22 protein-coding genes are annotated in these 25,925 nt (G+C 61.1%); 10 read left to right on the top strand and 12 right to left on the bottom strand.

The window, feature by feature from the left end:
* Window positions 1–4: 4 nt before the first annotated feature.
* From prpE to ACORLH_RS17330, 3 genes are all read right to left on the bottom strand, one after another.
* Window positions 5–1,897: a propionate-CoA ligase PrpE gene (prpE, locus tag ACORLH_RS17340; RefSeq protein ID WP_321829625.1), complete on the bottom strand. Its 1,893-nt coding sequence runs from the start codon at window positions 1,895–1,897 to the stop codon at window positions 5–7.
* Between the two features lie 226 nt (window positions 1,898–2,123).
* Window positions 2,124–2,915: a hypothetical protein gene (locus ACORLH_RS17335; RefSeq protein WP_321829623.1), complete on the bottom strand. Its 792-nt coding sequence runs from the start codon at window positions 2,913–2,915 to the stop codon at window positions 2,124–2,126.
* The gene (locus ACORLH_RS17330; RefSeq protein WP_321829622.1) at window positions 2,908–5,187 is read right to left on the bottom strand and encodes an NADP-dependent malic enzyme; all 2,280 of its coding nucleotides are present in this window, start codon (window positions 5,185–5,187) and stop codon (window positions 2,908–2,910) included. Before ACORLH_RS17330 ends, ACORLH_RS17335 begins: the two co-directional genes overlap by 8 nt.
* A 222-nt stretch (window positions 5,188–5,409) precedes the next feature.
* Between ACORLH_RS17330 and ACORLH_RS17325 the strand changes: the two genes are divergently transcribed.
* The 6 genes from ACORLH_RS17325 to ACORLH_RS17300 all read left to right on the top strand — a co-directional run bounded on the left by ACORLH_RS17325 (window position 5,410) and on the right by ACORLH_RS17300 (window position 11,561).
* Window positions 5,410–5,826, top strand: coding sequence for a cytidine deaminase (locus ACORLH_RS17325; RefSeq protein ID WP_321829621.1), 417 nt, complete (start codon window positions 5,410–5,412; stop codon window positions 5,824–5,826).
* Window positions 5,827–5,829: 3 nt separating this feature from the next.
* Window positions 5,830–7,134: a thymidine phosphorylase gene (locus tag ACORLH_RS17320; protein WP_321829620.1), complete on the top strand. Its 1,305-nt coding sequence runs from the start codon at window positions 5,830–5,832 to the stop codon at window positions 7,132–7,134.
* A gap of 1 nt (window position 7,135) precedes the next feature.
* Complete coding sequence (locus ACORLH_RS17315) at window positions 7,136–8,347, top strand: phosphopentomutase (protein ID WP_321829619.1); 1,212 nt, start codon at window positions 7,136–7,138, stop codon at window positions 8,345–8,347.
* Window positions 8,344–9,327: an adenosine deaminase gene (locus ACORLH_RS17310; RefSeq protein WP_321829618.1), complete on the top strand. Its 984-nt coding sequence runs from the start codon at window positions 8,344–8,346 to the stop codon at window positions 9,325–9,327. The genes ACORLH_RS17315 and ACORLH_RS17310 overlap by 4 nt, the downstream gene beginning before the upstream one ends.
* Entirely contained in the window at window positions 9,327–9,959 is a 633-nt protein-coding gene (upp, locus tag ACORLH_RS17305) for a uracil phosphoribosyltransferase (protein ID WP_321829617.1), read from the top strand. Before ACORLH_RS17310 ends, upp begins: the two co-directional genes overlap by 1 nt.
* A gap of 66 nt (window positions 9,960–10,025) precedes the next feature.
* Window positions 10,026–11,561 (top strand): SPOR domain-containing protein, encoded by a 1,536-nt coding sequence (locus ACORLH_RS17300; RefSeq protein ID WP_321829616.1) that lies wholly within the window; start codon window positions 10,026–10,028, stop codon window positions 11,559–11,561.
* A gap of 73 nt (window positions 11,562–11,634) precedes the next feature.
* On the opposite strand, the gene ACORLH_RS17295 is transcribed toward ACORLH_RS17300, so the two are convergent.
* Window positions 11,635–12,678 carry a hypothetical protein gene (locus ACORLH_RS17295; RefSeq protein ID WP_321829615.1) on the bottom strand — a complete coding sequence of 348 codons (1,044 nt, stop codon included), beginning with the start codon at window positions 12,676–12,678 and terminating at the stop codon, window positions 11,635–11,637.
* A 140-nt stretch (window positions 12,679–12,818) separates the two neighbouring features.
* Window positions 12,819–14,444: an AMP-binding protein gene (locus ACORLH_RS17290; RefSeq protein ID WP_321829613.1), complete on the bottom strand. Its 1,626-nt coding sequence runs from the start codon at window positions 14,442–14,444 to the stop codon at window positions 12,819–12,821.
* Between the two features lie 159 nt (window positions 14,445–14,603).
* On the opposite strand from ACORLH_RS17290, the gene ACORLH_RS17285 reads away from it, so the two are divergent.
* On the top strand, window positions 14,604–15,266 hold the full coding sequence (locus tag ACORLH_RS17285; RefSeq protein WP_321829611.1) for a sulfotransferase family 2 domain-containing protein: 663 nt from the start codon (window positions 14,604–14,606) through the stop codon (window positions 15,264–15,266).
* 148 nt (window positions 15,267–15,414) lie between these two features.
* Complete coding sequence (locus ACORLH_RS17280) at window positions 15,415–16,236, top strand: hypothetical protein (RefSeq protein ID WP_321829610.1); 822 nt, start codon at window positions 15,415–15,417, stop codon at window positions 16,234–16,236.
* Between the two features lie 51 nt (window positions 16,237–16,287).
* Here ACORLH_RS17280 and ACORLH_RS17275 read toward each other — a convergent pair whose 3' ends face one another.
* Complete coding sequence (locus ACORLH_RS17275; protein ID WP_058244990.1) at window positions 16,288–17,067, bottom strand: SDR family NAD(P)-dependent oxidoreductase; 780 nt, start codon at window positions 17,065–17,067, stop codon at window positions 16,288–16,290.
* A gap of 119 nt (window positions 17,068–17,186) precedes the next feature.
* Between ACORLH_RS17275 and ACORLH_RS17270 the strand changes: the two genes are divergently transcribed.
* Together ACORLH_RS17270 and ACORLH_RS17265 are read left to right on the top strand one after the other, a co-directional pair.
* Window positions 17,187–17,753 (top strand): TetR/AcrR family transcriptional regulator, encoded by a 567-nt coding sequence (locus tag ACORLH_RS17270; RefSeq protein ID WP_321829609.1) that lies wholly within the window; start codon window positions 17,187–17,189, stop codon window positions 17,751–17,753.
* A gap of 62 nt (window positions 17,754–17,815) precedes the next feature.
* Window positions 17,816–18,787, top strand: coding sequence for a calcium/sodium antiporter (locus ACORLH_RS17265; protein ID WP_321829608.1), 972 nt, complete (start codon window positions 17,816–17,818; stop codon window positions 18,785–18,787).
* Window positions 18,788–18,852: 65 nt separating this feature from the next.
* Here ACORLH_RS17265 and ACORLH_RS17260 read toward each other — a convergent pair whose 3' ends face one another.
* From ACORLH_RS17260 to ACORLH_RS17235, 6 genes are all read right to left on the bottom strand, one after another.
* Window positions 18,853–21,054: a 3-hydroxyacyl-CoA dehydrogenase NAD-binding domain-containing protein gene (locus ACORLH_RS17260; protein WP_321829607.1), complete on the bottom strand. Its 2,202-nt coding sequence runs from the start codon at window positions 21,052–21,054 to the stop codon at window positions 18,853–18,855.
* 21 nt (window positions 21,055–21,075) lie between these two features.
* Window positions 21,076–22,287, bottom strand: a complete 1,212-nt coding sequence (locus tag ACORLH_RS17255; RefSeq protein ID WP_321829606.1) for an acetyl-CoA C-acetyltransferase — start codon at window positions 22,285–22,287, stop codon at window positions 21,076–21,078.
* Between the two features lie 35 nt (window positions 22,288–22,322).
* Entirely contained in the window at window positions 22,323–22,958 is a 636-nt protein-coding gene (locus tag ACORLH_RS17250; RefSeq protein WP_321829605.1) for a glutathione S-transferase, read from the bottom strand.
* Window positions 22,959–23,239: 281 nt separating this feature from the next.
* Entirely contained in the window at window positions 23,240–23,452 is a 213-nt protein-coding gene (locus ACORLH_RS17245; RefSeq protein WP_058244983.1) for a hypothetical protein, read from the bottom strand.
* Window positions 23,453–23,529: 77 nt separating this feature from the next.
* A complete protein-coding gene (locus ACORLH_RS17240; protein WP_321829603.1) occupies window positions 23,530–25,308 on the bottom strand; it encodes an acyl-CoA dehydrogenase C-terminal domain-containing protein in 1,779 nt (592 codons plus the stop codon).
* A 50-nt stretch (window positions 25,309–25,358) separates the two neighbouring features.
* Window positions 25,359–25,763: a MerR family transcriptional regulator gene (locus tag ACORLH_RS17235; RefSeq protein WP_058244981.1), complete on the bottom strand. Its 405-nt coding sequence runs from the start codon at window positions 25,761–25,763 to the stop codon at window positions 25,359–25,361.
* Window positions 25,764–25,925 lie beyond the last annotated feature (162 nt).

Raw genomic sequence — 25,925 nt, 5'->3', positions numbered from 1 at the left:
CCGCTCAGGCAGCCGCGTAGCCCAGCCCCTGCAGGGATGTTTTGATCTCATCCAGAATGACCGGATCATCGATGGTGGCCGGCATTTTGTAGTCTTTGCCATCTGCGATCGACACCATGGTGCCGCGCAGGATCTTGCCAGACCGGGTCTTGGGCAGGCGGTCCACAACGGCGGCCAGTTTGAAGGCAGCAACCGGGCCGATCTTTTCGCGCACCAGTTTGACGACCTCTTTCACAACCTCATCGTGGGACCGGTCACAACCGGCGTTGAGGCAGAGGAAGCCCAGAGGCAGCTGCCCTTTCAGATCGTCCGACACGCCGATCACCGCGCATTCGGCCACATCGGGGTGGGCGGCCAGTACCTCTTCCATGCCGCCGGTGGACAGGCGGTGGCCGGCGACGTTGATCACGTCATCGGTCCGCGCCATGATCGAGAGGTAGCCGTCCTCATCAATCATGCCGGCATCACCGGTCTCATAGTAGCCGGGGAAGGTGGTGAGGTAGGAGGACTTGAACCGCTCTTCCGCGTTCCACAGGGTCGGCAGGGTGCCGGGGGGCAGGGGCAGTTTGATGGCAATGGCGCCCAGTTCACCGGCAGGCACCGGGTGGCCGCCTTCATCCAGGATCTGCACGTCATAGCCTGGCAAAGGCACGGCGGGGCTGCCCAGTTTGGTGGGCAGCTCTTCGATCCCCAAGGGGTTGCCGGCGATGCACCAGCCGGTTTCGGTCTGCCACCAATGGTCAATCACCGGCACGTTCAGCTGTTCCTGCGCCCAGACGATGGTGTCCGGATCCGCCCGTTCGCCCGCCAGATAGACCTGTTCCAGACAGGAGAGGTCATATTTCTCCACAAACTCCCCGCGCGGGTCTTCGCGCTTCACTGCGCGGAAGGCGGTGGGGGCGGTGAAGAAGCTTTTGACCTTATGTTCTTCGATCACCCGCCAGAAGGTGCCCGCATCCGGGGTGCCGATGGGTTTGCCTTCGAAGACAACGGTGGTGTTGCCGTGGATCAGCGGGCCGTAGCAGATGTAGCTGTGGCCAACGACCCAACCCACATCTGAGGCCGCCCAGAACACATCGCCGGGATCGACGTTGTAGAGGTTCTTCATCGACCAGTTGAGCGCCACCAGATGGCCCGCGGTGGGACGCACAACGCCCTTGGGTTGGCCGGTGGTGCCTGAGGTATAGAGGATATAGGCAGGGTGGTCGCCCTCCACCGGGACACAGTCCGCCGGTTCCACCCCGTATTGGAAGCCGTGCCAGTTGAAATCGCGGCCTTCTTTCAGCTCGGCCACTTCGTTTTCGCGCTGGAAGATCACGGTGAAGTCGGGCTTGTGCTGCGCCAGTTCAATGGCGCCATCCAGCAGCGGTTTGTAATGCACGGTGCGGCCCGGCTCAATCCCGCAGGAGGCGGCGATGATGGCCTTGGGCTTGGCATCGTCGATGCGCACCGCCAGTTCGTTGGAGGCAAAACCGCCAAACACCACCGAATGCACAGCGCCCAGACGGGAACAGGCCAGCATGGCCTCCAGCGCTTCGGGGATCATCGGCATGTAGATGATGACGCGGTCGCCTTTTTCGACACCCTTGGCCCGCAGCGCGCCCGCCAGCATGGCCACCCGGTTGCGCAGCTCAACATAGGTGATCCACTTCTTCGATCCGGTGACCGGGCTGTCGTGGATGATCGCCACCTGATCACCGCGACCGGCTTCAACATGGCGGTCCACGGCGTTCCAGCAGGTGTTGACCTTGCTGTCTTTGAACCATTCATAAAGGGGAGCATTGTCGGCATGCAGCGCCTTGGTCGGGGCCACGTCCCAGTCAATGGCCTTGGCCGCGTCCAGCCAGAACGCTTCCGGGTCGGCCTTCCAGCCTTCATAGACCTCTTTATATGTCATCAGATGCCTCCTCCTTAAATTGCTTGTCTCAGGTGTAGGGGAGGGCTTTCCGTTGAGGCAAGGATGTTGCCGCCAACAGTGACAGAAATACGCAGATATTTGCAGAATCTTCCAAATTCACTCTGCAAAGTTTTGCAAAGCAGCAAATTCTGCAAGAAATACGGGGAAATTACGGTGGAGTTTGCAAAGTTAGCTGCGGCGGGTGTGAGGACTGCGTGATTCTGGATCACAGCTGAATGTGGATGTGGTCATCGTGGCGCGCCGCCGCGCAGCCCTGAAACCTGATCTTGGGGTGGTCGTAGCCGATCTGGGCCAGGATATGCGGTTCGACCAGGATCTTATGCACCCGGCGGTCCTGGCTGAGCCAGATCAGCGCTTCGCGGGTGCGGGCGACATCCAGTTGCAGATCCGGCAGGCGCGGCTGCAGCCAGTCCATATCCCAGCGCAGATCATCCGGGCGCGTTGGGCAATCGCTTGGGCCGTCCACATAGCCCCAATATCCCAGCGGCGATTTGCCGGGGCCCGCAACATAGGCGCCATTTGCATCCTGCCAGTAAAGCGCCAGATCCAGTGCCTCGCCGTCATCATGGCTGAGGTGGGGCAGCAGGGGCAGCCCGTCAAAGAAGGGGAAGTTGCCATCCAGCGCATAGGTCACTGTGCGCGGGGTGGCGGGAAACCGTTGGGCCATGTGATCGGCCAGATCCCGGGCGACGCCGCGCAGTTCCGGCCTGACAAAATCGCGGTTCAGCACCCGGTAGATCACCGGGGTTCTCAGAAACGGCGAAGATTGGAAACTGGTGCTGATCCGCGGCACGGCCACAACGCCGTTCTGATGCAGCAGATAGGGCACCCACAGTAGGGCAAGTGACAGAGCCACATAGACAAGCGCAAAGCGGAAGAGGAAGTGGATGCGGGTCCCAAAGAGCGCAACGGCCCAGGCGATCCCGCCAACAAAGGTCAACAATGTCAGGAGGAGCACGGCCAGACCGTGCCCCCCCCAATAAAGGACCTTAGCCATAATGATCCACCGGTGTGCCGGCGATGGCGGCCATGTTCAACAGCCCCCGCGCCGTGATCGAAGGGCTGACGATATGGGCCTTGTTGCCCATGCCCATCAGGATCGGACCTACCTCCAGCCCGTCAGCGCGCATTTTCAGAATGTTGCGCACACCCGACGCCGCATCGGCATGGGCAAAAACCAGCACGTTGGCCGCGCCCTGCATCCGGGAACGGGGGAAGATACGCTGACGCAGTTCGGGATCCAGCGCCACGTCGACGTTCATCTCGCCCTCATAGCAGAAGTCAGGATTACGGCTGTCGAGGATCTCCAGCGCCTCACGCAGTCGTTTGCCGGAGCCCTCTTTGTGGTTGCCGAATTGGCTCTGCGAACACAGCGCGATATTGGGTTCCAGACCAAAGCGGCGGACGTGACGGGCGGCGCCTTCGACGATGCGCACCAGCTGGTCCGGCGTCGGCAACTCATTCACCTGCGTGTCAGCGATGAACAGCGGGCCATCCTCAAGGATCATCAGCGACAGAGCGCCATGGGGCGTCAGGGTCTGGCTGCCTAGGATCTGCTGGATGTAGTCCAGATGCCAACGGTATTCGCCAAAGGTGCCGCAGATCAGGCTGTCCGCCTCACCGCGCTGCACGGCCACCGCGCCAATGGCGGTGGTGTTGGTGCGCATGATCGCCTTGGCGATATCGGGGGTGACGCCTTTGCGTTCCATCAGCTGATGGTAGCTGTTCCAATAGTCGAAATAGCGCGGGTCGTTTTCCGGGTTCACAAACTCAAAGTCCTGCCCCGGGCGGATGGTCAGACCAGCACGTTCACAGCGCGCCTCCAGAACCTCGGGGCGGCCGATCAGGATTGGCGTTTCGGTTGTCTCTTCCAAAATGGCCTGCGCGGCGCGCAGCACACGTTCATCTTCACCCTCAGCAAAGATGATCCGGCGCGAGGCGGCGCGGGCGCTTTCAAACAGCGGCCGCATCAGCAGCGCCGATTTGAAGACCGACTGATCCAGCTTGTGCTTATACGCCTCCAGATCCTCAATCGGGCGGGTGGCGACGCCGCTGTCCATTGCGGCCTTGGCCACGGCGGCGGAGACCACGCCAACCAGACGCGGATCAAAGGGTTTTGGGATCAGGTAGTCACAGCCAAAGGTCAGCTGTTCGCCCTTATAGGCCGCTGCCGCCTCAGCCGAGGTGGTGGCGCGGGCCAGTTCGGCGATGCCCTGCACACAGGCGACGCACATCTCATCGTTGATCTCAGTCGCGCCTACATCCAGCGCGCCGCGGAAGATGAACGGGAAGCACAGGACGTTGTTCACCTGATTGGGGAAGTCGCTGCGGCCGGTGGCGATGATCGCCTCAGGCGCCACTTCGCGGGCCAGGTCTGGCATGATTTCCGGGGTCGGGTTGGCCAGCGCAAAGATGATCGGGCGATCCGCCATCTTGGCCACCATTTCAGGCTTCAACACGCCGGGGCCGGACAGGCCCAGGAACATGTCGGCGCCGTCGATCACCTCATCCAGCGTGCGTTTGTCGCTGGCTTGGGCATATTCCGCCTTCTGCGGCGTCATCTCACTGGTGCGGCCTTCGTAAACCAGACCGTCAATATCGCAGAGCCAGACGTTTTCACGTTTCACACCCAGTTTCAGCAGCATGTTGAGGCAAGCAATGCCCGCCGCGCCACCACCGGTGGAGACGATCTTGATGTCCTCAAAGCGTTTGCCCGCCACTTCCAGCGCATTGGTCGCAGCGGCGCCAACAACGATTGCGGTGCCGTGCTGGTCATCGTGGAAGACGGGGATGTTCATCTTTTCCCGGCAGATCTTTTCCACGATGAAACAGTCGGGGGCTTTGATGTCTTCGAGGTTGATCGCGCCAAAGGTCGGCTCCAGCGCGCAGACAATCTCGGCCAGTTTTTCGGGATCTTTTTCTTCAACCTCGATGTCGAAACAGTCGATGTTGGCGAATTTCTTGAACAGAACCGCCTTGCCTTCCATCACCGGTTTGGAGGCCAGCGCGCCGATGTTGCCGAGGCCCAGAACGGCTGAGCCGTTGGACACAACGCCCACCAGATTGCCGCGCGCTGTGTAGCGGCTGGCGTCTGAGGGTTCGGATTTGATCTCCAGACAGGCCTCAGCCACGCCGGGGCTATAGGCGCGGGCCAGGTCGCGGCCGTTGGCCAGCGGTTTGGTGGCGCGCACCTCCAGCTTCCCGGGTTTCGGGTGTTCGTGGTAAAACAGGGCTGCCTGGCGCAGTTTCTCGTTATGGCTGTCGGACATCGGATCGCCTCATAAAATCTGGTAGTTTAGTGTTAAACTATATTCTTTCTCTGCGAAAGACGCTGATTTCAGCTTAGCGCTAACAGGGCGCTTGCATTGTGCCCCACGTTTGGTCAAAAGTTTTCCATTCGGTCAAAAAATACGTAACCGTTGCCGGTTGCACTCCGACAAAATAGGGTCACAAGACCCCCTATAAGATCAAGAATAAAAGGATGCCTGACAATGCCCCAGTCGATGCCCGAGAAGACCAGCCTGCTGGAGGCCGCCACGGCGGTCCGTGAAAACGCCCATGCGCCCTATTCCAATTTCAAGGTCGGCGCGGCGATCCTGTCAAAGGGCGGCGTGACCTATCAGGGCTGTAACGTGGAAAACGTGGCCTATCCCGAAGGCACCTGCGCCGAGGCGGGGGCCATCGCGGCAATGGTGGCTGCGGGCGAAAAGGAACTGACTGAGGTTTGTGTCATTGCTGACAGCCCGGCGCCGGTGCCGCCCTGCGGTGGCTGCCGTCAGAAACTGGCGGAATTTGGCGCCCGTGATGTGAAGGTCACGCTGGCCACCACCGATGGCACGATCCTGACCACCACCATTGGTGACCTGCTGCCCGGTGCCTTTGACGCCAGCCATATGGAGCGGAGCTGAACCATGGATGCACGCGCGATCATCGTCAAACTGCGCGAAAAGCAAGAGGTGAGCCGCGAAGAATTGGCGTGGTTTGCCAGGGGCTTATCCGATCGCACCGTCAGTGACGCGCAGGCCGGGGCCTTTGCCATGGCTGCGCTCTTGAACGGTATGAGCGAAGAGGGCCGGGTGGGTCTGACCCTGGCGATGCGGGACAGCGGTGATGTGATGCACTGGGATCTGGACCGGCCAGTGATCGACAAACACTCGACCGGTGGCGTGGGCGATTGCGTGTCGCTGGTTCTGGCGCCGGCACTGGCGGCCTGCGGCGGGTATGTGCCGATGATTTCGGGGCGCGGGCTGGGTCATACCGGCGGTACCCTTGATAAGCTGGAGGCGATCCCCGGCTACCGCACCGGCCTCAGCGAGGAGCAGTTCAAGGATGTCGTTGCCAAAGCGGGCTGCGCGATTGTCTCGGCGTCGGGTGAGGTGGCGCCAGCCGACAAGCGGCTTTATGCGGTGCGTGACGTCACCGGCACGGTGGAAAGCTTGGATCTGATCACCGCCTCCATCCTGTCGAAAAAATTGGCCGCGGGTCTGGAAGGGCTGGTGCTGGACGTCAAAGTGGGCTCTGGCGCCTTTATGAAAACCGCCGATGATGCCCGCGCGCTGGCCGCGGCGCTGGTCTCAACCGCCAATGCGGCCGGCTGCCCGACCACCGCACTGATCACCGATATGAACCAGCCGCTGGCGCCGGAATTGGGCAATGCGCTGGAGGTGGCCAGTTCCATGCGGGTGCTGACGGGCGCGGTTGAGGGGCCGCTGTTTGAGCTGTCCGCGGAACTGGGCGGCGTGGCGCTGGCCAATGCCGGTCTGGCAACAGACGCCACTGATGGTGCTGAAAAAATGCGCGCAGCAATCCGCAGCGGACAGGCGGCTGAGGTTTTTGGCCGGATGGTCGCGGCACAGGGTGGACCGGTGCAATTCATTGAAAACTGGGGCCGTTTCCTGCCCGAAGCGCCGGTGATCCGTGAGGTGACGGCGCCCGCGGATGGCTATGTCAGCGCGATCAACGGTCATGCGCTGGGTCTGGCGGTGGTCGAATTGGGCGGCGGGCGTCAGGTCGAAAGCGATGTGGTGGATCCGGCCGTGGGCCTGTCCGAGGTTGCAGTTCTGGGCGCAAAAGTGCAAAAGGGCCAACCGCTGGCGCGAATCCATGCGGCCCGGGAAGGGGCTGCGGATGTGGCTGCCGAGGCGGTGCTTGGGGCGATCGCCTTGGGTGAAACTCCCCCTGATCTGCCTCCTCTTGTACACGAAAGGGTCGGCTGAGATGGCGCGCGCATTTTTGGTTGTGATCGATTCAGTCGGTATCGGGGGCGCCCCTGATGCCGACAAATTTTATAACGGGTCGCTGCCCGACACGGGCGCGAACACCGTCGGCCATATTGCCGACGGCTGCGCCGAGGGGCGCGGTGAAGATGGTCGTTCCGGACCTTTGAGACTGCCAACTTTGGATGCGCTTGGGTTGGGCCGCGCGGTTGCGCTGGCCTCGGGCGATGAGGCGCCGGGCCTGGCGGCAGAGCCAACCGGCCTTTGGGGCGCGGCGACCGAGGTGTCCCCGGGCAAGGATACCCCATCGGGGCATTGGGAACTGGCCGGCGTACCGGTGCCGTGGGACTGGCATTATTTCCCCGATCAGCAGCCCAGCTTCCCCGACGCGCTGAGCAAACACATTGCACAACATGCTGGCACCGAAGGGATTTTGGCAAATTGCCATGCCTCGGGCACCCAGGTGATCGCCGATTTTGGCGCCGAACATATCCGTTCCGGCTGGCCGATCTGCTACACCTCGGCAGACAGCGTATTGCAGATCGCTGCCCATGAAGAGCATTTCGGCCTCGACCGGCTGTTGCAGCTCTGTCAGGACGTGGCGCCCTATCTGCATGACATGAAAGTGGGCCGGGTCATTGCCCGCCCCTTCATCGGGTCTGAGGCTGAAGGCTTCACCCGGACAACCAACCGCCATGACTATGCCATCGCGCCGCCCTCAGCCACCCTGTGTGACTGGGTGCAGGGTGCGGGGCGCAAGGTCTATGGCGTTGGAAAGATTGGCGATATCTTCTCAATGCGGGGGATCGATGATCTGCGCAAAGGGTCAGATGCCCAGCTGATGGGCCACCTGAAGGATCTGGTGGCTGAGGCGGAAGAGGGCAGCTTGGTCTTTGCCAATTTTGTCGAGTTCGACAGCCTCTATGGTCACCGCCGCGATATCTCGGGCTATGCGCGGGCTTTGGAATGGTTTGATGCTGAACTATCCACCATTCTGCCGCAGCTGCGCCCCGACGATATGCTGCTGATCACCGCAGATCATGGCAATGATCCCAGCTGGCCCGGCACCGACCACACCCGCGAACGTACCCCGGTGCTGATTGCGGGCAAGGGGGCTGGCAGCATTGGGCAGGTCGCCTTTGTTGACGTTGCAGCCTCGGTGGCTGCGCATTTGGATGTGGCCGCAGAAGGGCCAGGACGGAGTTTTCTATGAGCTGGAACCAGTTTCCCAAAGTTGAATTGCACCTGCACCACGAAGGCGCGGCCCCGCCCGCCTTCATTCGGCAGCTGGCGCATGAAAAGAAGGTCGACCTTGAGGGTGTCTTCAACGACGACGGCAGCTATGCCTTCAAGGATTTTGTGCATTTCCTCAGCGTCTATGAAGCCGCTACCTCGGTGCTGAAAAGCCCCGAAGACTATGCCCGCCTGACCACCGCCGTGCTGGAAGAATGCGCCGCCAACGGCGTGATCTACGCCGAAAGCTTCATCAGCCCCGATTTCTGCGGCGGCCGTGATGTGGGGGCGTGGAAGGAATACCTGCACGCCATTCAGGAAGCGGCTGACAAGGCTGAGGCCGCGCATGGCATCACGCTGAAGGGTATCGTGACCTGCATCCGTCACTTCGGTGGTGAATGGGCCAAGGAAACCGCGCAATGTGCGGCAGAAACCAAGGGCGATTTCATCACCGGTTTCGGCATGGGGGGCGATGAGAACCAGTTCACCCAAGGCACCTTCAAATGGGCCTTCGACTGCGCCCGTGAGGCCGGTCTGCAGCTGACCACCCACGCCGGTGAATGGGGCGGACCGGAATCGATCCGTCAGGCGCTGGATGATCTGAAGGTGGAGCGTCTGGGCCACGGGGTTCAGGTGATTGAAGATGAGGCGCTGATGCAGCGGGTCATCGACGAAGGTGTCACGCTGGAGGTTTGCCCGGGCTCAAACGTGGTGCTGGGGGTTTACCCGTCGATCAAGGATCACCCGATCAAACGGCTGCGCGATGCGGGCGTGAAGGTCACGGTGTCCACCGATGATCCGCCCTTCTTCCACACCACGATGACCAAAGAATATGAAATGCTGGAGCAGGCCTTTGGCTGGGGCGCCGAAGATTTCACAACTTTGAATATGACAGCGATTGACGCCGCCTTCTGCGACGCCGATACAAAGACACGTATCAAACAGCGATTGGAAGCCTGATGAGCGAACATCTGACCGTCGTGGACCACCCGCTGGTGCAGCACAAGCTGACCCAGATGCGGGATAAGGACACCGCCACCCCCGAATTCCGCCGTCTCCTGCGTGAAATCAGCCAGCTGCTGGCCTATGAGATCACCCGCGAAATGGAGCTGACCACCAAACGCATCTCAACCCCGATGGAAGAGATGGACGCCCCGGTGCTGCAAGGCAAAAAGCTGGCGCTGGTGTCGATCCTGCGGGCCGGCAACGGCCTGATGGACGGCGTATTGGAGCTGATCCCCGGTGCGCGCGTGGGTTTTGTTGGCCTCTATCGCGACGAAGAGACCCTGCAGCCGGTGCAGTATTACTTCAAGGTGCCTGAAAACCTTGAAGATCGTCTGGTCATTGCCGTTGATCCGATGCTGGCCACCGGCAATTCCTCGGCGGCTGCGATTGATCTGCTGAAAGAGGCAGGCGCCACAAATATCCGCTTCATGTGCCTTCTGGCCGCGCCTGAAGGCGTTGCAAAAATGAAGGAAGCCCACCCTGATGTGCCGATCGTAACGGCCTCACTTGATGAGTGTTTGAACGAAAAAGGCTACATCATGCCCGGACTAGGGGATGCGGGCGACCGGATGTTCGGCACAAAATAAGCCCCGATTCTTTACACGAGTCGCTGATTCGTGCAGAGTGCCCCTGCACATTGTGTGGGGGCACAAATGAGTTTTAAACGCGCAGTCGTAACCGCTGTCATTCTTGCATCTACCGGCTTTACCGTTGCGCCTGCAATGGCGCGCACGGATACCAGCATTCCTGCCGAGTTTCCGCCCAGCAGTTTCAATGGGCGCCAGTATGTTGACAGCCGGGGCTGCGTTTATATTCGCGCCAGCACAGGCGGGTTGGTGAACTGGATCCCCCGCGTCAGCCGCAGCCGTCAGCACATCTGCAACGCGAAGCCGACCTTTGCGCAAGCGCAATCTGCTGATTTGCCGGTGATCCCGGATCCAGATCCCGTGCCGGCCGTTGTGGCCGCCAAACCTGCCGCACAGAAAGCTGCGCCGAAACCTGCACCTGCTGCCACCACACAACCGGTGCGCACCGCGCGGGCGACGGTTGCCGCGCCGCAGGTCAAAGCCCCGCCAAAGGCCGAGGTGATTGCCCCCGCCGCCACAACAGCAGCGACCACACAGCGTCAGCCCCGGTTCACCCTGTCGTCCCTGTTTAAGCCGCGCACCAGCAGCACAGTGCAGGCCGCGCCGCAACCGCCTGCGGACACTGTGGTGAAATCATCAACACCCGCGCCTGTGGCCGCGCCAAGCCCGCGCCGCGTGGCGCAGCCCGTGAGCCCGGCCTGTCCCGGCGGCTCAGCCGTCAGTCAACGATATCTGGGCTCCGGCAGTGGCGTGCGCTGCGGACCACAGCAGCAATCACCGGTGGGCTATGCAACCACTCCAGCCCCAACCGTGCCGCTGGGGACCTTTGCGGCGCCGATGGCAACCATCGCTTCGGCCCCGTCGGCAACCGGGGTGCGGGTCACACCGCAGAGTGTTTCGCCGGTTCCGCAAAGCCGCACGCAGGCGGCAGCGGCTTCGGATTATGTGGCTGTTGCCGCGGGCAGTCAGCGGGTTGTGCCGCGGCATGTCTATGAAAAGCAGCAGCGCTCGGCCCTGCTTGTGGGCATCCCCGAAGGCTACCGGCCGCTGTGGGAAGATGATCGGCTGAACCCGAAACGGGCGCATCAGACCATGGCCGGTAAGGCCTCGATGGATCTGATCTGGACGCAGACCGTGCCGCGTCAGTTGATTGACCGGGCTTCGGGGCGGGATGTGACACGTCACTATCCGGGCCTCAGCTATCCCTACACCAGTTTCGCAGCGCAGAATGCGGCAACCTCAACGTCGATTTCGGGTCAGGCTACCCTGTCGAGCAAGTCCTTTGTGACTGAACCGAAGGCACCGGCGGTGCGCAGCAAGGTGAAGCAGGCCAAAAAGAAGCCTGCCGCCAAGCCCACCCCCACGACGAATGAGGCGACGAAAACCTATGTGCAGGTTGCGATGTTTGCCCAAGCGGGCAATGCGCAACGCACAGCAGGCAATCTGGCGGCCAAAGGTCTGCCCATGCGGATCTGGAACGCCAAGCGCGGCGGCAAACCGGTGCAGCTGGTGGTGGTTGGTCCCTTTGTCGACAGCGGGCAGGCCAATGCGGCGCTGTCAATCGTGCGCCGGTCGGGGTTCAAGGACGCCTATCTGCGCTAAGCGGTTCGACAGAGAATGTGTAAGGCCGGGGCATCTCCCGGCCTTTTGCGTTTCTGGCTGGGCGCTATGTGGCCTAGCCTTCGCAGATCGCCTGCAGACGCAGCCAGTCCGCATCGCTGAGAACCGGGCGCGGCGCGGCCTGCGGGAAGGGATCGGCCTCAATCAAGGCAAGCGTGGTTTCCCCCGACAGATCAACGGCATAGGCATAGGGCGTCGATTTGACCTCCGCCGTGCGGAAGGCCATCAGCAGCGCCTCATGCGGGGTGGGCTGGACGGTGGCACCCCGTGTGCCGCTCAGCAGGGCCTCGGCATGGTTGCGCAGGCTGGTGGCATCCAAAGTGCTGGTTGCCAGCAGTTGCAGGTTGGCCAGCATGCCGCTGTCAGACAGTAGCCCGTGCAGCGGGTCATTGGACTGGGCATGCAGGAGTTCGGCCAGAATATAGCCTGCGGCCACATCGGGGACTTCGTAATCCTCCAGCAGACGACTGTTCAGCAGCATCAGGTTGCCGGGCAGCATCGCCACCTCAACCTGGCTGTCGCGCACCACGTGAATGTGCAGCGTGTTCGGCGCGATGGGGCGCATGCGTTCGGCCAGCCGGGTCAGCACGGCACCCTGCGCAGGTTTCTGGCAGCGCTGTCCGCTGAACCCTTCTGCCTCGGCCAACAGGGCCTCACCCAGGGCGCGTTTCTGACTGGGGGCCAGAACCGAGATGGTGTGCTCGACAACCGCCCCCGGCAACCAGAACACCCCAACCGCCAAAACTGAGCTGAGCGAGAGGCCCATCATCCACCAGCGCAGTCGTCCGGGACGGGGACGACGTTTTTCGATGGCCGCGCGCAGCTTTTCGATGGCGGCGACCATCTCCTCCTCGCCCTCAGCCAGTTCAAGGGTTTCGCCGCTGTCGCCATCAGGGTGGTAGAGCGCCGGCCAACTGCCGGGATTGGCCCGTTGCAGCGCGGGCAGGGACCAATGGGTCAGTGCCCGGTCCTGCATGTCGGTGATCACCAAAGTGGCATCGCCGATGGAAACGATGACCTCGCGCCGCTGCTCCTCGGGCGTGGGACGCCAGAGCGCGGTGGCTTCCAGACGTTGATATTTGCGTAGCGCGGTGCTCATTGCGGGCTGCTCTGCCTGTTTTTCCCGATGGATAACACGGGCAGACCCAAGGCGGCAACGCGGGATGCGGGGTGGGCGTGGCCCCCACCCGTTTTTCCGGTCCCGCGTGTGCCATTAGCCGGGACAAAGCCGCCCGCGCGTCAGAGCGATCTGGCGATGCTGCGCAGTTCAAATTTCTGGATTTTGCCGGTCGATGTTTTCGGCAGTTCCTGAAAAACGACCTTTTTCGGTGTTTTGAACCCGGCCAGCCGTTCACGGGCAAAGGCGATCAGGGCCGCCTCTTCTGCCTGGTGGCCGTCTTTCAATTCGACAAAGGCGCAAGGAACCTCCCCCCATTTTTCATCCGGTTTGGCAACAACTGCGCAGAGCAACACATCGGGATGGGCCATCAAGACGCCCTCAACTTCGACGGAGGAGATGTTTTCCCCGCCTGAGATGATGATGTCTTTGGCGCGGTCCGCGATCTGCACGTAGCTGTCGGGATGTTGCACCGCGATGTCGCCGGAATGGAAATAGCCGCCCTTGAAGGCCTCTTCGGTGGCTTCGGGGTTTTTCAGGTAGCCTTTCATCACCCCGTTGCCGCGAAACACGATTTCGCCCTGTGTGCTGCCATCCATCGGGATTTGCTGCATGTTTTCATCAACCACGGTGACATGTTCATAGGCGGGCATGGCAACCCCCTGACGGGCCTTGATCGCGGCGCGGTCGTCGCCCTGCAGCGGATCCCAATCGGATTTCCAGGTGCATTCGGTGGCGGGGCCGTAGACCTCGGTCAAGCCGTAGACCTGGGTGATGTTGAAGCCCATCGGCTCAATCGCGGCAAGGGTTGCGGGGGCGGGCGGCGCACCGGCGGTGAACACCTCCACCACATGGTCGAAGCTGCGGCGGTCGGCCTCGGCGGCGTGGACAAGGGTGTTCAGAACAATGGGGGCACCGCCGAAGTGGGTGACACCTTCGTCGGCGATGGCGTCATAGATGGCTTTGGCAGTGATGTCGCGGCAGCACACAACCGTGCCGCCCATCGCGGGCATCAGCCAGGTGTGGCACCAGCCGTTGCAGTGAAACAGCGGCACGATGGTCAGGTAGCGCGGGTGCAGCACCATGCGCCAGCTGATCACCTGGCCCATCGCGTTCAGATAAGCGCCGCGGTGGTGGTAGACCACCCCCTTGGGGCGCCCGGTGGTGCCGGAGGTGTAGTTCAGCGCGATGCTTTCCCATTCGTCCTGCGGCATGACCCACTCAAAGGTCGGATCGCCGCTGTCCAAGAGTGCCTCATACTCCATGTAGTGGCGATGGGCGTGGACGCCGGCCTGATCATCCGCAACCTCAATGATCTGCGGGGCGGGGCCGTCCATCAACTCCAGCGCGGTGGCGAGAGAGGGCAGAAACTGCGGATCACAAAGCACCACCTTGGCGCCGCCATGGTCCAGAATATAGGCGATGGTTTCGGGCTCCACCCGGGTGTTGATGGTGTTGAGCACTGCCCCACAGGCGGGGACGCCGAAATGCGCTTCGGCCTGGGCGGGGATGTTGGGCAGGATCGTGGCCACCACATCACCGGGGGCAACGCCCAGACCTTTCAGGGCCGAGGCCAGCCGGCTGACCCGGGCGTGGTATTCGCCGTAGCTTTTGCGGTGACTGCCATAGACCACGGCCGGGTGGTCTCGGTAAATCACGGCCGCGCGCTGCAACCACGACAGCGGTGTCAGCGGCACATAGTTCGCCTGCGTTTTGCCTAGACCTGTTTCATCCGCCATCCAGCCCATGGGATCCTCCTGTTCGTGATGGGGGTATATTGTGCAGATGCGGCAAGAATGAAAAGAACGTATTATTGCGTATGAGTGAAATAATGTTGCGGATGCAGCATTGTTGTTGACCTGCGCTTCGGGCTTTTCCGTCCGGGTCAAATTGGCTAGCTTGGGGGCATGTTTATCTCTCACGGGCGGCAATACATCTTCATTCACATCCCCAAGACCGGTGGCACCTCAATGGCGCTGGCGTTGGAGGATCGTGCCAAGAAAGATGATGTGCTGATCGGGGATACGCCAAAGGCGGCTAAACGGCGGCGGCGTTTCAACGGGGTTGAGACGCGCGGAAGGCTCTGGAAACACTCAACACTTGCCGATATCGAAGGGCTGGTCGGCCCGGATGAGGTGGAGCGCTACTTCACCTTCACGATGGTGCGGAACCCCTGGGATCGGATGGTCAGCTATTATCACTGGCTGCAACGCCAGACCTTTGACCACCCCGCCATCCAACTGGCGCGAAGTGAGGAGTTTTCCGGCTTCCTGTCGCATCCGATGACCTGGCAGGCGCAGAAACAGGCCCCCGCCCGGCACTATATGACCGATGCCCGCGGCAATGAGGTTTGTGACCAATACGTCCGGCTGGAGCATCTGGAAGAGGACCTGCCCGAGGTGGAGGCCCATCTGGGCTTCACCATTGATCTGCCCCGCGCCAATGCCTCATCACGTGCCGGGGACTATCGCCGCTATTACTCAGACACTGATGCGGCCTTCCTGGCGGAAATCTGTGCCGAGGATATTGAACGCTTCGGCTACCGGTTTGAAGATCCGGCCTTTGTCTAAGCCTTAATGCCCGCATTCTATTGCGCCGCAACTGGTCCTGCGGCCTGAACGGGCTAAATCCATCATGTTTGAATGGTCTGGCGGTCTGGCGCGATAGGCGTCGCCCGCCGTTTACGCGTTTGTTTTCACTTATTTTTAGGAACGACGAATGACGGAAGCAAAGACAATTAAGATGGTCGAGGCCAAAGATGCCGGCACGGTGGCTGTGGCGGCGTTTTCAATACTGGGGATCGGCCGGGCGCTTTATGAAAGCATGGTGAATGGTGCGGCCATTCAAGGGCTGCAAAACCAGTTGAACGCGCTGGCGGCTGAGTTGGATGCGGCCCGCAGCGAATATCGCGGGTTCTTCAGCGATATGACCTTTGCCCGCGCCTATGCGGACATTCAAAGCGTGACCACCACGCTGGCGCTTTGGGAAGGCACGGCAGATGAGGGGCGGGTCAGTGATGCCTGGCCCAATGCCAATGCAAACTATAATTTCCTGCTGACCATGATGCTGAATGCCCCGGGATTCCTGAGTGATGAGGATCTGGTGCGTATTTCAGCCCTGCATGATGTGACCCTTGCGCAGCAGAGCGCAATTCTGGCGATCCTTGGCAAATCCTATCCCAACGCCAATGAGTTGCTGGACAACATCCCCAAAGCGCAGGCCGCAACCGAGGCGGCACAGATCCGGCTGTTCACCGAGTTTCACCGCGGCTGTGAGGGCGAGGTGACAGGCGGTCATGATGGTGAGCCGATCATGTCTGAGGTTGGCTACCTGAACGATGACGGGGCCTGCGAATTTGTCGGCATCGCTGTGGGATATCACATGCGCGATTATGCCTACAGCATGCGCGCCACCCGCGCCCTGCGCGACGGGATCGTGGCCGAGCTTGCGCTGAAAAAGACCGAAGCCGCCCGGCGGGACGTCGACACCTTCTACGAGCAAACGATCCAAACCGTCCGGGCGTCAATGGCGCTGGGATAACCGGAATAGGAACGCGTCCCGCGTTGGGGCGCGTTCACCGTTCACGTGGTCTTATTTGGTCTGCATGCCCGCCATCATCTTCAGCATCCGGCGGCGTGGCAGGAAAGGGGTTATCCAGTTCAGCATAAAAGACAGGCGGCCATCGTTGATGGCGATCAGATCGCCTTTGACCATCGCGTCATAGCCGCATTTGGCGACGGACTGCGGCGTGGCGGCTTTCTGATTGGCCAGCCCGGTGCCACCCAGATCGGCGGCCTCAACAAATTCGGTGGCCACCAGACCGGGGCAGAGCGCGGTGGAGGTGATCCCGTCCTTGCGCATCTCTTCGTCGATGGCCTGACTGAAGGAGGTGACGAAGGCTTTGGTCGCGAAATAGACCGCCTGATAGGGGCCGGGCATGAAGCTGGCGGTGGAGGAGACATGCAGCATCTTACCGCCGCCACGCTGGCGCATGTCATTGCCGACCAGATGGGCCAGTGTCACCAGTGCCGAGACGTTGAGGTCAATCATCGCCTGATCTTTGGCCAGATCCCGATCAAGGAAGGCGCCGTGGCCGCCAAAGCCGGCGTTGTTGATCAGCACATCGATCTCAAGCCCCTGCGCCTTGATCACCTCAAACAGTTTGGTCGCCTGTTCGGAGGAGCCGACGTCCATCGCAATCACCGTGACGGTGATGCCATGTGCGGCCTCCAGTTCAGCCTTTAGCGCCTGCAGCGGCGCTTCGCGGCGGGCTGCGATCACCAGATCACCGCCCCGGGCAGCGTGGTAGCGGGCAAATTCGGTTCCGATGCCGGATGAGGCGCCGGTGATGAGGGCAAGGTTCTTGGCCATGGGGATCTCCTGGCGGGTCAGATGAGGGATTGTCAACGGTTGTTGACACCTCATATAGGGAGGGTTTTGCAGGGGTCAACACTTGTTGACATTTTTTCTGCCGCTATTAGGTATGGCCCATGACCAAGGCACTCACGACCAAGGCCCCAACGACCCGGGAAAAGCTGCTTGTTGCGGCGCGCCAGCTGTTCTGGACGCGGGGCTATTCCAATGTGTCGGTGCGCGATATCACCGGTGCGGCAGGTGTCGATGCGGCTTTGGTGTCACGCTATTTCGGCGGCAAACAAGGGCTGTTTGAGGCCACATTGGCCGAGGTCGCCCCGTGGGAGGCGCTGGCGGCTGACCGCGATGGCCTGCTGGCAGCTGCGGTGGCCAGTTTCACCCATCCGGTGGATGACCACTGCGAAGCGGCCACTGCCTTTTCCATGTTGCTGAGCAATGTCATCGACCCGGAAATGGGGCCACGCATTCAGGATATGGTGCAAAACGGCATGGCGGATCCGCTGGCCGACACCATCGGCGGGCCGCGCGCTGCGGAACGCGCGGCGATGCTGCTGGCGGTGCTGTTTGGCCTGGCGCTGATGCGCAAGAACTTCCGCCTAGGCGCGCTGAAGGACATGCCACTTGAGGAATTGCGCCAGTTGACCACCCATCTGGCTGAGGCGGCGCTGGGCTATCGCGGCTAAGACCCTCGCAATGGCGCGAAAAGGGGCTAAGCTGATCCTTGTGTGAATGACGAGGTGATCAGATGACTGCGGCGCTGCTGGTATTGCTTGGCCTTGTTGGGCTTGTCCTTGGGGGCGAGATGCTGGTGCGCGGGTCCGTTTCTGTCGCCAAGGGGTTTGGCCTGTCGCCCATGGTGATCGGGCTGACGCTGGTGGGCTTTGGCACCTCATCCCCGGAACTGGTGACCAGCCTGCAGGCGGCCTTGTCCGGGTCTTCGGGCATTGCCGTGGGCAATGTGGTTGGCAGCAACATCGGCAATATCCTGTTGATCCTCGGCGTTGCGGCCTTGATGGCGCCAGTGGCGGTGGATCCACGGGCGTTTCAACGTGACGGGCTGGTGATGATCGCGGCCACCACGGCCTGTTTGATCGTGGTCCTGAACGGCGAAGCCACACGGCCGATTGGGGCGCTGTTCTTCTTTTCCCTCTGCGTCTATCTGGCGGCAACGCTGTGGTATGAGATGCGGCATCAAGGCTCCCCTTCGGGGGAGGTTTATGAGGCCGAAGCAGAGGCCGTGCCGGGGTCTGATCTGGCGCTGGGCCCGTCGCTGATGATTGCCGTGGCGGGGTTGGTTGTGACGGTGCTGGGGGCGCGGGCCTTGGTGTCTGGCGCGGTCAGCATTGCCGAGGCGGCGGGCCTGTCTGAGGCGGTGATCGGCCTGACCATCGTGGCGATCGGCACCTCCATGCCGGAACTGGCCACCGCCGTGATTGCCGTGCGCAAAGGCGAAGGTGACGTGGCTCTGGGCAATGTGCTGGGCAGCAATATTTTCAACATCTTGGGCATCTTAGGCATCACCGCCTGGGTGCAACCGATGCAGATCCCGGCTGAGATCATGCGCCTTGATATCTGGGTTCTGGTGGCGGCGTCGCTGGTGCTGATGCTGTTTGCCCGCACCCGCTGGACGGTCAGCCGGCGGGAGGGCGCACTGTTTGTGCTGTGCTACGGGATCTATTTGACGGTGCTGCTGACCATGGCCACCGGGACCGGATAGATTTGCTCAAATGAAAACGCGCCCCGGGATCTCGAGGCGCGTTTTGCTGTTCTTAACCGGGGCCTTTAGGCGGCTTTTGCGGCCGCCTTGTCAAACCGACCGTAGAAGCTCTGACCCTTGTCGCCCATTTCCTTCAGCAGCGCAGGCGGGGTGAAGCGATCGCCATAGGTCTCGGCCAGTTCTGCGCAACGCTCAGCCGCATAGGGCGTGCCGATGATGTCGAGCCAGCTAAACGGGCCGCCGGACCAAGGTGCAAAACCCCAGCCGAGGATCGCGCCGACGTCGCCTTCGCGGATGTCTTCTAGCACGCCTTCTTCCAGCGATTTCACCGCTTCCAGCACCTGCGCAAACATCAGACGGTGCTGCACGTCGATCAGCGAGGGCTGATCCGCGGCAACCGGGCAACGTTCGGCCAAGCCTTCCCACAGACCCTGACGTTTGCCTTTTTCGTCATAGGCATAGAAGCCTGCGGCGGATTTACGGCCCAAACGGCCCTCTTCGACCATGGCGTACATCAGATCATCCACTGGCCCCATATCGGCAGGGTAGGCATCGCCCATCGCTGCTTTGGTCGCTTTGGAGATCTTCACACCCAGTTCCAGCGAGGTCTCATCGATCAGCTGCAGCGGACCCAGCGGGAAGCCCAGCTGACGTGCGGCGTTTTCGATCAGCGCCGGGGCAACCCCTTCGGTGACCATCCGCGCACCTTCGTTCAGGTAGGGGATGATGCAGCGGTTGGCGTAGAAGAACCGTTCGTCATTCACAACGATCGGGGTCTTGCGGATCTGGCGGACGTAATCCAGCGCCTTGGCCACCGCGCGGTCGCCGGTTTCCTTGCCTTTGATGATCTCGACCAGCAGCATCTTCTCAACGGGGGAGAAGAAGTGGATGCCGATGAATTGCTCAGGCCGGCTGGAGGCTTTGGCCAGACCGGTGATCGGCAGGGTCGAGGTGTTGGAGGCAAAGATGCAATCATCCGAGATCACAGCCTCAACCGCTTTGGTCACCTCAGCCTTGATGCCGACGTCTTCGAACACGGCCTCGATGATCAGATCGGCGTCAGCGAGGGCAGCATAATCGGTGGTCGCGGTGATTAGGCCAAGCACTTGCTCTTTCTTCTCAGCCGTGGCTTTGCCGCGTTTGATGCCCTTGTCCATATAGGTCTCGGTATAGGCTTTGCCTTTGTCCGCGGCCTCTTGTTTCTGGTCGATCAGCACCACTTCGATACCGGCCATGGCCGAAACCAGCGCAATGCCTGCGCCCATCATGCCTGCGCCCAGAACGCCAACTTTCTTGACGGTCTCATCGGCAACGGCGGGACGGTTGGCGCCTTTTTCCAGCGCTTCCTTATTTATGAAGAGCGACCGGATCATTGCGGCGGAGGAGGGGTTCATCAGCACGTTGGTGAACCAGCGGGCCTCAATCTTGATGGCGGTGTCAAAGGGCACCAATGCCCCTTCATAAACCGCGCTCAAGAGCGCCTTGGCGGCCGGGAAGGCACCTTGGGTGTTGCCGTTCACCATGGCCGAGGCCCCAACGAAGGTCTGGAAGCCAGCCGGGTGATAGGGGGCACCGCCGGGCATTTTGTAGCCCTTCTCATCCCAGGGCTTCACGATCTTCGGCTCGGACAGCACCCATTCACGCGCTGCCGCCATCGGATCATCGGAAACCTCATCCACCAGACCGGCCGCTTTGGCCTTGGCGGGGTTCAGCTGTTTGCCCTGCAACAGGTAGGGCGAGGCGCCCATGGCCCCCAACTTGCGCACCAGACGGGTGGTGCCGCCCATGCCGGGGAAGATGCCGACCATGATTTCTGGCAGGCCGATCTTGGCTTTGGGGTTATTGGCGACAAAGGTGCGGTGGCAGCTGAGCGGGATTTCAAAGCCAATGCCAAGCGCGGTGCCGGGCATCACGCAGGCCACAGGCTTGCCGCCTTTGTTGGTCTTGGGGTCCATGCCGGCACGCTCAATCTTGCGCAGGATGCCGTGCATTTTCATCAGCCCGTCAAACAAGCCCTGTTCCGGGCTGTCGCCAGCCATTTCCTTCATCTTGGCAATCACGTTCAGGTCCATGCCGCCGGCAAAAGAGCCCGCTTTGCCCGAGGTGATGATGATGCCTTTGACGGCGTCATCTGCCAGAGCGTCATCGACCAGAGCGTCGAGGTCATAAAACCCCTGCTCATTCATGACGTTCATGGATTTGCCCTGAGTGTCCCAGGTGATGGTGGCGATGCCCTCGGCATCTTTGTTCATGGTAAAGTCAGTCATAATCTCAACTCTTCCCCTGGGTTACACACGTTCGATCACGGTGGCGGCGCCCATGCCGGAGGCCACGCAGAGGGTGGCCAGACCAACCTCTTTGTCCTGACGCTCCAGCTCATCCAACAGGGTGCCGATGATGATGGCACCGGTTGCGCCCAGCGGGTGACCCAGCGCGATAGAGCCGCCGTTCACGTTGACCAGCGACGGATCCACGTCAAAGGCCTGCTGGAAGCGCAGCACGACCGAAGCGAAGGCTTCGTTCACCTCAAACAGGTCGATGTCCGAAATGGACATGCCGCTGTCAGCCAGCAGTTTTTCGGTCACAGGGACCGGGCCGGTCAGCATGATGGTTGGGTCGGTGCCGATTTTGGCGGTGGCGCGGATGCGGGCGCGCGGTGTCAGACCGAACTTCTTGCCGAACTCTTCGTTGCCCAAGAGTACACCTGCGGATCCGTCCACGATACCGGACGAGTTGCCGGCGTGGTGGATGTGGTTGATCTTTTCCAGATGCGGGTATTTCAGCAAGGCCACCTTGTCGAACCCGGGCATCATTTCACCCAGATCCTTGAACGCCGGTTTCAGCGCGCCCAGGGCCTGCATGTCGGTGCCGGGGCGGGGGTATTCGTCACGGTCCAGAATGGTCAGGCCATTGACGTCTTTCACGGCAATCACCGATTTGTCGAAACGGCCATCGGCCATCGCCGCGGCGGCGCGGCGCTGCGATTCAACGGCCAGCGCGTCGGCCTGATCGCGGGTGAAGCCATATTCGGTTGCGATGATATCGGCCGAAATGCCCTGCGGGACAAAATAGCTGTCCATCGCCACGGAAGGATCCGCCGCCACAGCCGCGCCGTCGCTGCCCATCGGCACACGGCTCATCATCTCAACACCACCAGCGATGTAGCCATCGCCTGCGCCGCCAGCGATCTGGTTGGCGGCAAGGTTCACCGCCTCCATGCCCGAGGCGCAGAAGCGGTTGATCGACAGGCCGGGAATACGCTCATCCAGGTCCGAGGCCAGAACTGCGGTCCGCGCCAGGCAGGCACCCTGTTCCATCACCTGGGTGGCATTGCCCCAGATCACATCCTCAACGGCGTGGCCGTCCAGATTGTTGCGCTCTTTCAGCGCGTTCAGCACATTGGCCGAAAGGCGCGAGGCGGTCACCTCATGCAGCGAGCCATCCTTGCGGCCCTTGCCACGCGGGGTGCGCAGCGCGTCGTAGATAAAGACATCTTTCATCGCTTGTCTTCTCCTGTGTGAAATCAGGTTGCGGCTTAGGCCCGGTCCGAAGGATGGCCGGGCATCAGGTCATAGGGGGGCTTCCAGCCCTCAAGGCCGGAGATATTGTCGAGCCAGCGGTCGATGTTGGACCACGCCTTGCGGTCAAAACCGAAGGGCTCGGGGTAATAGAGGTAACCGCAGCAGGAAATGTCGGCATTGGTGATGCCATTGCCCACGATCCAGTCGCGCCCCTCCAGATGTTTGTCGAGCACGGCATAGGCGGCCTTCAGGCGGCCCTGCATGAAGGGGATCACCTGTTGCGGGCGCTTGTCCTCAGGCAGGAAGTTCATCAGGAAACGGGTCATGCCAGCCTGGCTGGACAGTTTGTGATTGTCCCACAGCACCCAGCGCAGCACATCGTATTTCTCGGCATCGCTGCCGCCGAATTTGCCGGTTTTGTCGGTGATATATTGCTGGATCACGCCGGATTGGCTGAGCTTCAGGTCACCATCCACCAGAACCGGCGCTTCACCCATGGCGTTGACGTTTTCCAGATACTCCGGCTGGCGCGCAGCGCCGTTGAAGAAATCAACAAACACCGGCTCCCAGTCGAGGCCGGAGAGCTGCAGCGCCAGGGCTGCCTTGTAGGAATTGCCGCTTTCGCCGAAGCAATGCAGTTTGATGGTCATGGTCTTCCTCCCGAAGCGCGCGGCCTGCGGCTGCGTCGTTTTTTGAGTATTTTTGAAACAGTGAATTTGCTGATGCTCAGTAACACATTGTTAAGCATGACCGGCTAGTCTGACCGCGCGTCACAGCCTGGAGAGGCGATGGGCGTAAACGGTGAAACCTCTTTCCCGCTCCCTGCCTTCGATCTTGAAGCCAGGCTTGTGGGGAAGGGGCCCCGTCAGGGCTTCACTGTTTCAAAAATACTTATTCTCCCGTCATTTTCCCCCGCGCTGCCGCAGAGAATTTAGCGTTTGCGGGCGTCCAGCGTTGCGTTGAACAGCCGCAGTTTATGGCCGAAGTTTTCCTCATCGATTACCCCGTCGAGGTTTTCAAACAGGAAGGAAATCGCCTCGCCCTCGTCCAGCCCGGCCTCTTGCGAGAACCTCTTCAGGCGCCGGTAGGCGTCCTCGGTCATCGCGATGGGCATGCGGCGGGTCAGGCGAAAACGTTTCGGCATCGGTCCTCCCTTGACCTCAGAGAGGTCACAACCAACAGGGGCAGGGCGGGCCCGAAGGCCCACCCCGTTTAGATCGTTCAGAACTGTTCGGCGTTCAGCGCCATCACCGTGTCGGCACCGGTGTTGATGCGCGCCAGGTGCATGGCGGTCGCCGGCAGGCGGCGGGCCATGTAGTAGCGGCCGGTGGCCAGTTTGGTTTCATAAAACGCCTTGTCCGAAGCACCGCCGTCCAGCGCTTCCTGCGCGGCTTTGGCCATCTGAGCCCACATCAGGCCGAGGCAGACATGACCAAAGAGGTGCATGAAGTCATAGGAACCCGAGAGTGCGGCGTTGGGGTTTTTCATGCCGTTCTGCATGAAGAACATACCGGCCGCCTGCAGATCCTTGGAGGCGGCTTTCAGCGGCTCCAGGAAGTCGGCTTTCAGCGCTTCGTTTTCGGCGTTGTCCTTGATGAAGGTCTTGACCAGATCAAAGAAGGCCATCACGTGCTTGCCACCGTCCTGGGCCAGTTTACGGCCGACCAGATCCAGCGCCTGAACGCCGTTGGCGCCTTCGTAGATCATGGCGATCCGGGCGTCGCGGGTGAACTGGGACATCCCCCATTCTTCGATGTAGCCGTGACCACCGTAGACCTGCTGGGCCTGCACGGTCATGTCGTAGCCCTCATCGGTGAGGAAGCCTTTGATCACCGGGGTCAGCAGTGAGATCAGGCCATCGGCGTCTTTGTCGCCGTTGCGGTGCGCCTTGTCGATCATCATTGCGCCCCACAGGAGGAAGGCACGGCCGCCCTCAACGAAGCTTTTCTGATCCATCAGGTTGCGGCGGATGTCGGGGTGCACGATCAGCGGATCGGCGGGGCCTTCGGGGTTTTTCACACCGGTCACGTCACGGCCCTGCAGGCGGTCCTTGGCGTAGATCAGTGCGTTCTGGTAGGCGGCTTCGGCCTGGGCCATGCCCTGCATGCCAACGCCCAGACGGGCCTCGTTCATCATGGTGAACATGGCGCGCATGCCCTTGTGTTCGGTGCCCAGCAGGTAGCCGGTGGCCTCATCATAGTTCATCACACAGGTCGAGTTGCCGTGGATGCCCATTTTCTCTTCAAGTGCGCCACAGCTTACGCCGTTGCGTGCGCCGAGAGAGCCGTCTTCGTTGACCATGAACTTGGGCACGATGAAGAGCGACACGCCTTTGATGCCCTCGGGGCCGCCGGGGATCTTGGCCAGCACCAGGTGGATGATGTTGGAGGCCATTTCATGTTCACCCGCCGAGATGAAGATCTTCTGGCCGGAGATTTTGAACGAGCCGTCGTCCTGCGGTTCTGCTTTGGTGCGCATCAGGCCCAGATCGGTGCCGCAATGCGGTTCGGTCAGGTTCATGGTGCCGGTCCATTCACAGCTGACCATATTGGGCAGATAGGTCTCTTTCTGCTGGTCAGTGCCGTGGGCCAGAATGGCCGAGGCGGCGCCGTGGGTCAGGCCCTGATACATGGTGAAGGCCTGGTTTGAGGCCGAGAACATTTCCCCAACCGCGGTGCCCATCACATAGGGCAGGCCCTGGCCGCCGAACTCTTCCGGCATGTCCAGGCCGGTCCAGCCACCTTCGCGGACCTGATCAAACGCTTCCTGGAAGCCGGTCGGCACGCGCACAACACCGTTGTCCAGCGAACAGCCTTCTTTGTCGCCCACCACGTTCAGCGGGGCCAGCACCTCGGAGGTGATCTTGCCGGCTTCTTCCAGCACGGCGGAGGTGAAGTCAGCCTCCAGATCGCTGTAGCCGGGGATGTCGGACTGGCTGACGTTCAACAGGTCATGCAGGACAAACTGCAGGTCCTTGGTGGGGGCGGTATAGCTAGGCATGTCTCTCTCCCAAGTAACGAAGGGCCGCGACCACTGGCATTATCCAGCAATCATTCAGCGGCGTTTTTTTGCTCCTGAAGTGAGACGATCATTTCGGCGCCCCATTTCATTTGTTCCTTCAGCTCGTCGATCGCTTCTTCCAGTTCGTCGCGCTGGCGGATCATGTCATCCAGACGCTGCTGGGCCACTTCATAGGTGCGGCTCAGCTGGGTCAGCTGGGCGTCGCCCATGTCATAGAGGTCCAGAAGCTGGCGGATTTCCTCCAGCGAGAACCCAAAACGTTTACCGCGCAGGATCAATTTCAAGCGGGCGCGGTCACTTTTGGTGAACAGCCGTTTCTGCCCTTCCCGGATCGGGAACAGCAGTTCCTTTGCTTCGTAGAAGCGCAGGGTACGCGGGGTGACCTGAAATGCGTCGCACATTTCGCGGATGGTCATTGTGTCTTCTTCGGTCATTTTTTCACGCTTTCCATATGGGCCCAGGAAGACAGAGCTTGAGCTGTGTCACAGGGCTACACCACTGATTTACGTTTACGTAATTGATACGTCGCGTCACTTTGGGTGTTGACGTAGGATCAATCAAGGTAATCTTTTTGACGGGCAGGAATGACGCTCCGT

It is taken from the genome of Thalassovita sp. (assembly GCF_963691685.1).
In the GTDB taxonomy this organism is placed as follows: Bacteria; Pseudomonadota; Alphaproteobacteria; order Rhodobacterales; family Rhodobacteraceae; genus Thalassobius.
Note: the sequence above shows the minus strand (reverse complement) of the source record. Positions and strands in the feature narration are given on the sequence as shown.

Excerpts from the sequence above, each read along its gene's own strand:
- ACORLH_RS17250 (WP_321829605.1), bottom strand. The coding sequence starts at position 22,958 with ATGACCATCAAACTGCATTGCTTCGGCGAAAGCGGCAATTCCTACAAG.
- ACORLH_RS17255 (WP_321829606.1), bottom strand. The coding sequence starts at position 22,287 with ATGAAAGATGTCTTTATCTACGACGCGCTGCGCACCCCGCGTGGCAAG.
- ACORLH_RS17275 (WP_058244990.1), bottom strand. The coding sequence starts at position 17,067 with ATGGCCAAGAACCTTGCCCTCATCACCGGCGCCTCATCCGGCATCGGA.
- ACORLH_RS17320 (WP_321829620.1), top strand. The coding sequence starts at position 5,830 with ATGGATGCACGCGCGATCATCGTCAAACTGCGCGAAAAGCAAGAGGTG.
- ACORLH_RS17310 (WP_321829618.1), top strand. The coding sequence starts at position 8,344 with ATGAGCTGGAACCAGTTTCCCAAAGTTGAATTGCACCTGCACCACGAA.
- ACORLH_RS17315 (WP_321829619.1), top strand. The coding sequence starts at position 7,136 with ATGGCGCGCGCATTTTTGGTTGTGATCGATTCAGTCGGTATCGGGGGC.
- ACORLH_RS17300 (WP_321829616.1), top strand. The coding sequence starts at position 10,026 with ATGAGTTTTAAACGCGCAGTCGTAACCGCTGTCATTCTTGCATCTACC.
- ACORLH_RS17270 (WP_321829609.1), top strand. The coding sequence starts at position 17,187 with ATGACCAAGGCACTCACGACCAAGGCCCCAACGACCCGGGAAAAGCTG.
- ACORLH_RS17290 (WP_321829613.1), bottom strand. The coding sequence starts at position 14,444 with ATGGGCTGGATGGCGGATGAAACAGGTCTAGGCAAAACGCAGGCGAAC.
- ACORLH_RS17235 (WP_058244981.1), bottom strand. The coding sequence starts at position 25,763 with ATGACCGAAGAAGACACAATGACCATCCGCGAAATGTGCGACGCATTT.
- ACORLH_RS17280 (WP_321829610.1), top strand. The coding sequence starts at position 15,415 with ATGACGGAAGCAAAGACAATTAAGATGGTCGAGGCCAAAGATGCCGGC.
- ACORLH_RS17335 (WP_321829623.1), bottom strand. The coding sequence starts at position 2,915 with ATGGCTAAGGTCCTTTATTGGGGGGGGCACGGTCTGGCCGTGCTCCTC.
- ACORLH_RS17240 (WP_321829603.1), bottom strand. The coding sequence starts at position 25,308 with ATGCCTAGCTATACCGCCCCCACCAAGGACCTGCAGTTTGTCCTGCAT.
- ACORLH_RS17330 (WP_321829622.1), bottom strand. The coding sequence starts at position 5,187 with ATGTCCGACAGCCATAACGAGAAACTGCGCCAGGCAGCCCTGTTTTAC.
- ACORLH_RS17245 (WP_058244983.1), bottom strand. The coding sequence starts at position 23,452 with ATGCCGAAACGTTTTCGCCTGACCCGCCGCATGCCCATCGCGATGACC.
- ACORLH_RS17265 (WP_321829608.1), top strand. The coding sequence starts at position 17,816 with ATGACTGCGGCGCTGCTGGTATTGCTTGGCCTTGTTGGGCTTGTCCTT.
- ACORLH_RS17295 (WP_321829615.1), bottom strand. The coding sequence starts at position 12,678 with ATGAGCACCGCGCTACGCAAATATCAACGTCTGGAAGCCACCGCGCTC.
- ACORLH_RS17325 (WP_321829621.1), top strand. The coding sequence starts at position 5,410 with ATGCCCCAGTCGATGCCCGAGAAGACCAGCCTGCTGGAGGCCGCCACG.
- ACORLH_RS17285 (WP_321829611.1), top strand. The coding sequence starts at position 14,604 with ATGTTTATCTCTCACGGGCGGCAATACATCTTCATTCACATCCCCAAG.
- upp (WP_321829617.1), top strand. The coding sequence starts at position 9,327 with ATGAGCGAACATCTGACCGTCGTGGACCACCCGCTGGTGCAGCACAAG.
- prpE (WP_321829625.1), bottom strand. The coding sequence starts at position 1,897 with ATGACATATAAAGAGGTCTATGAAGGCTGGAAGGCCGACCCGGAAGCG.
- ACORLH_RS17260 (WP_321829607.1), bottom strand. The coding sequence starts at position 21,054 with ATGACTGACTTTACCATGAACAAAGATGCCGAGGGCATCGCCACCATC.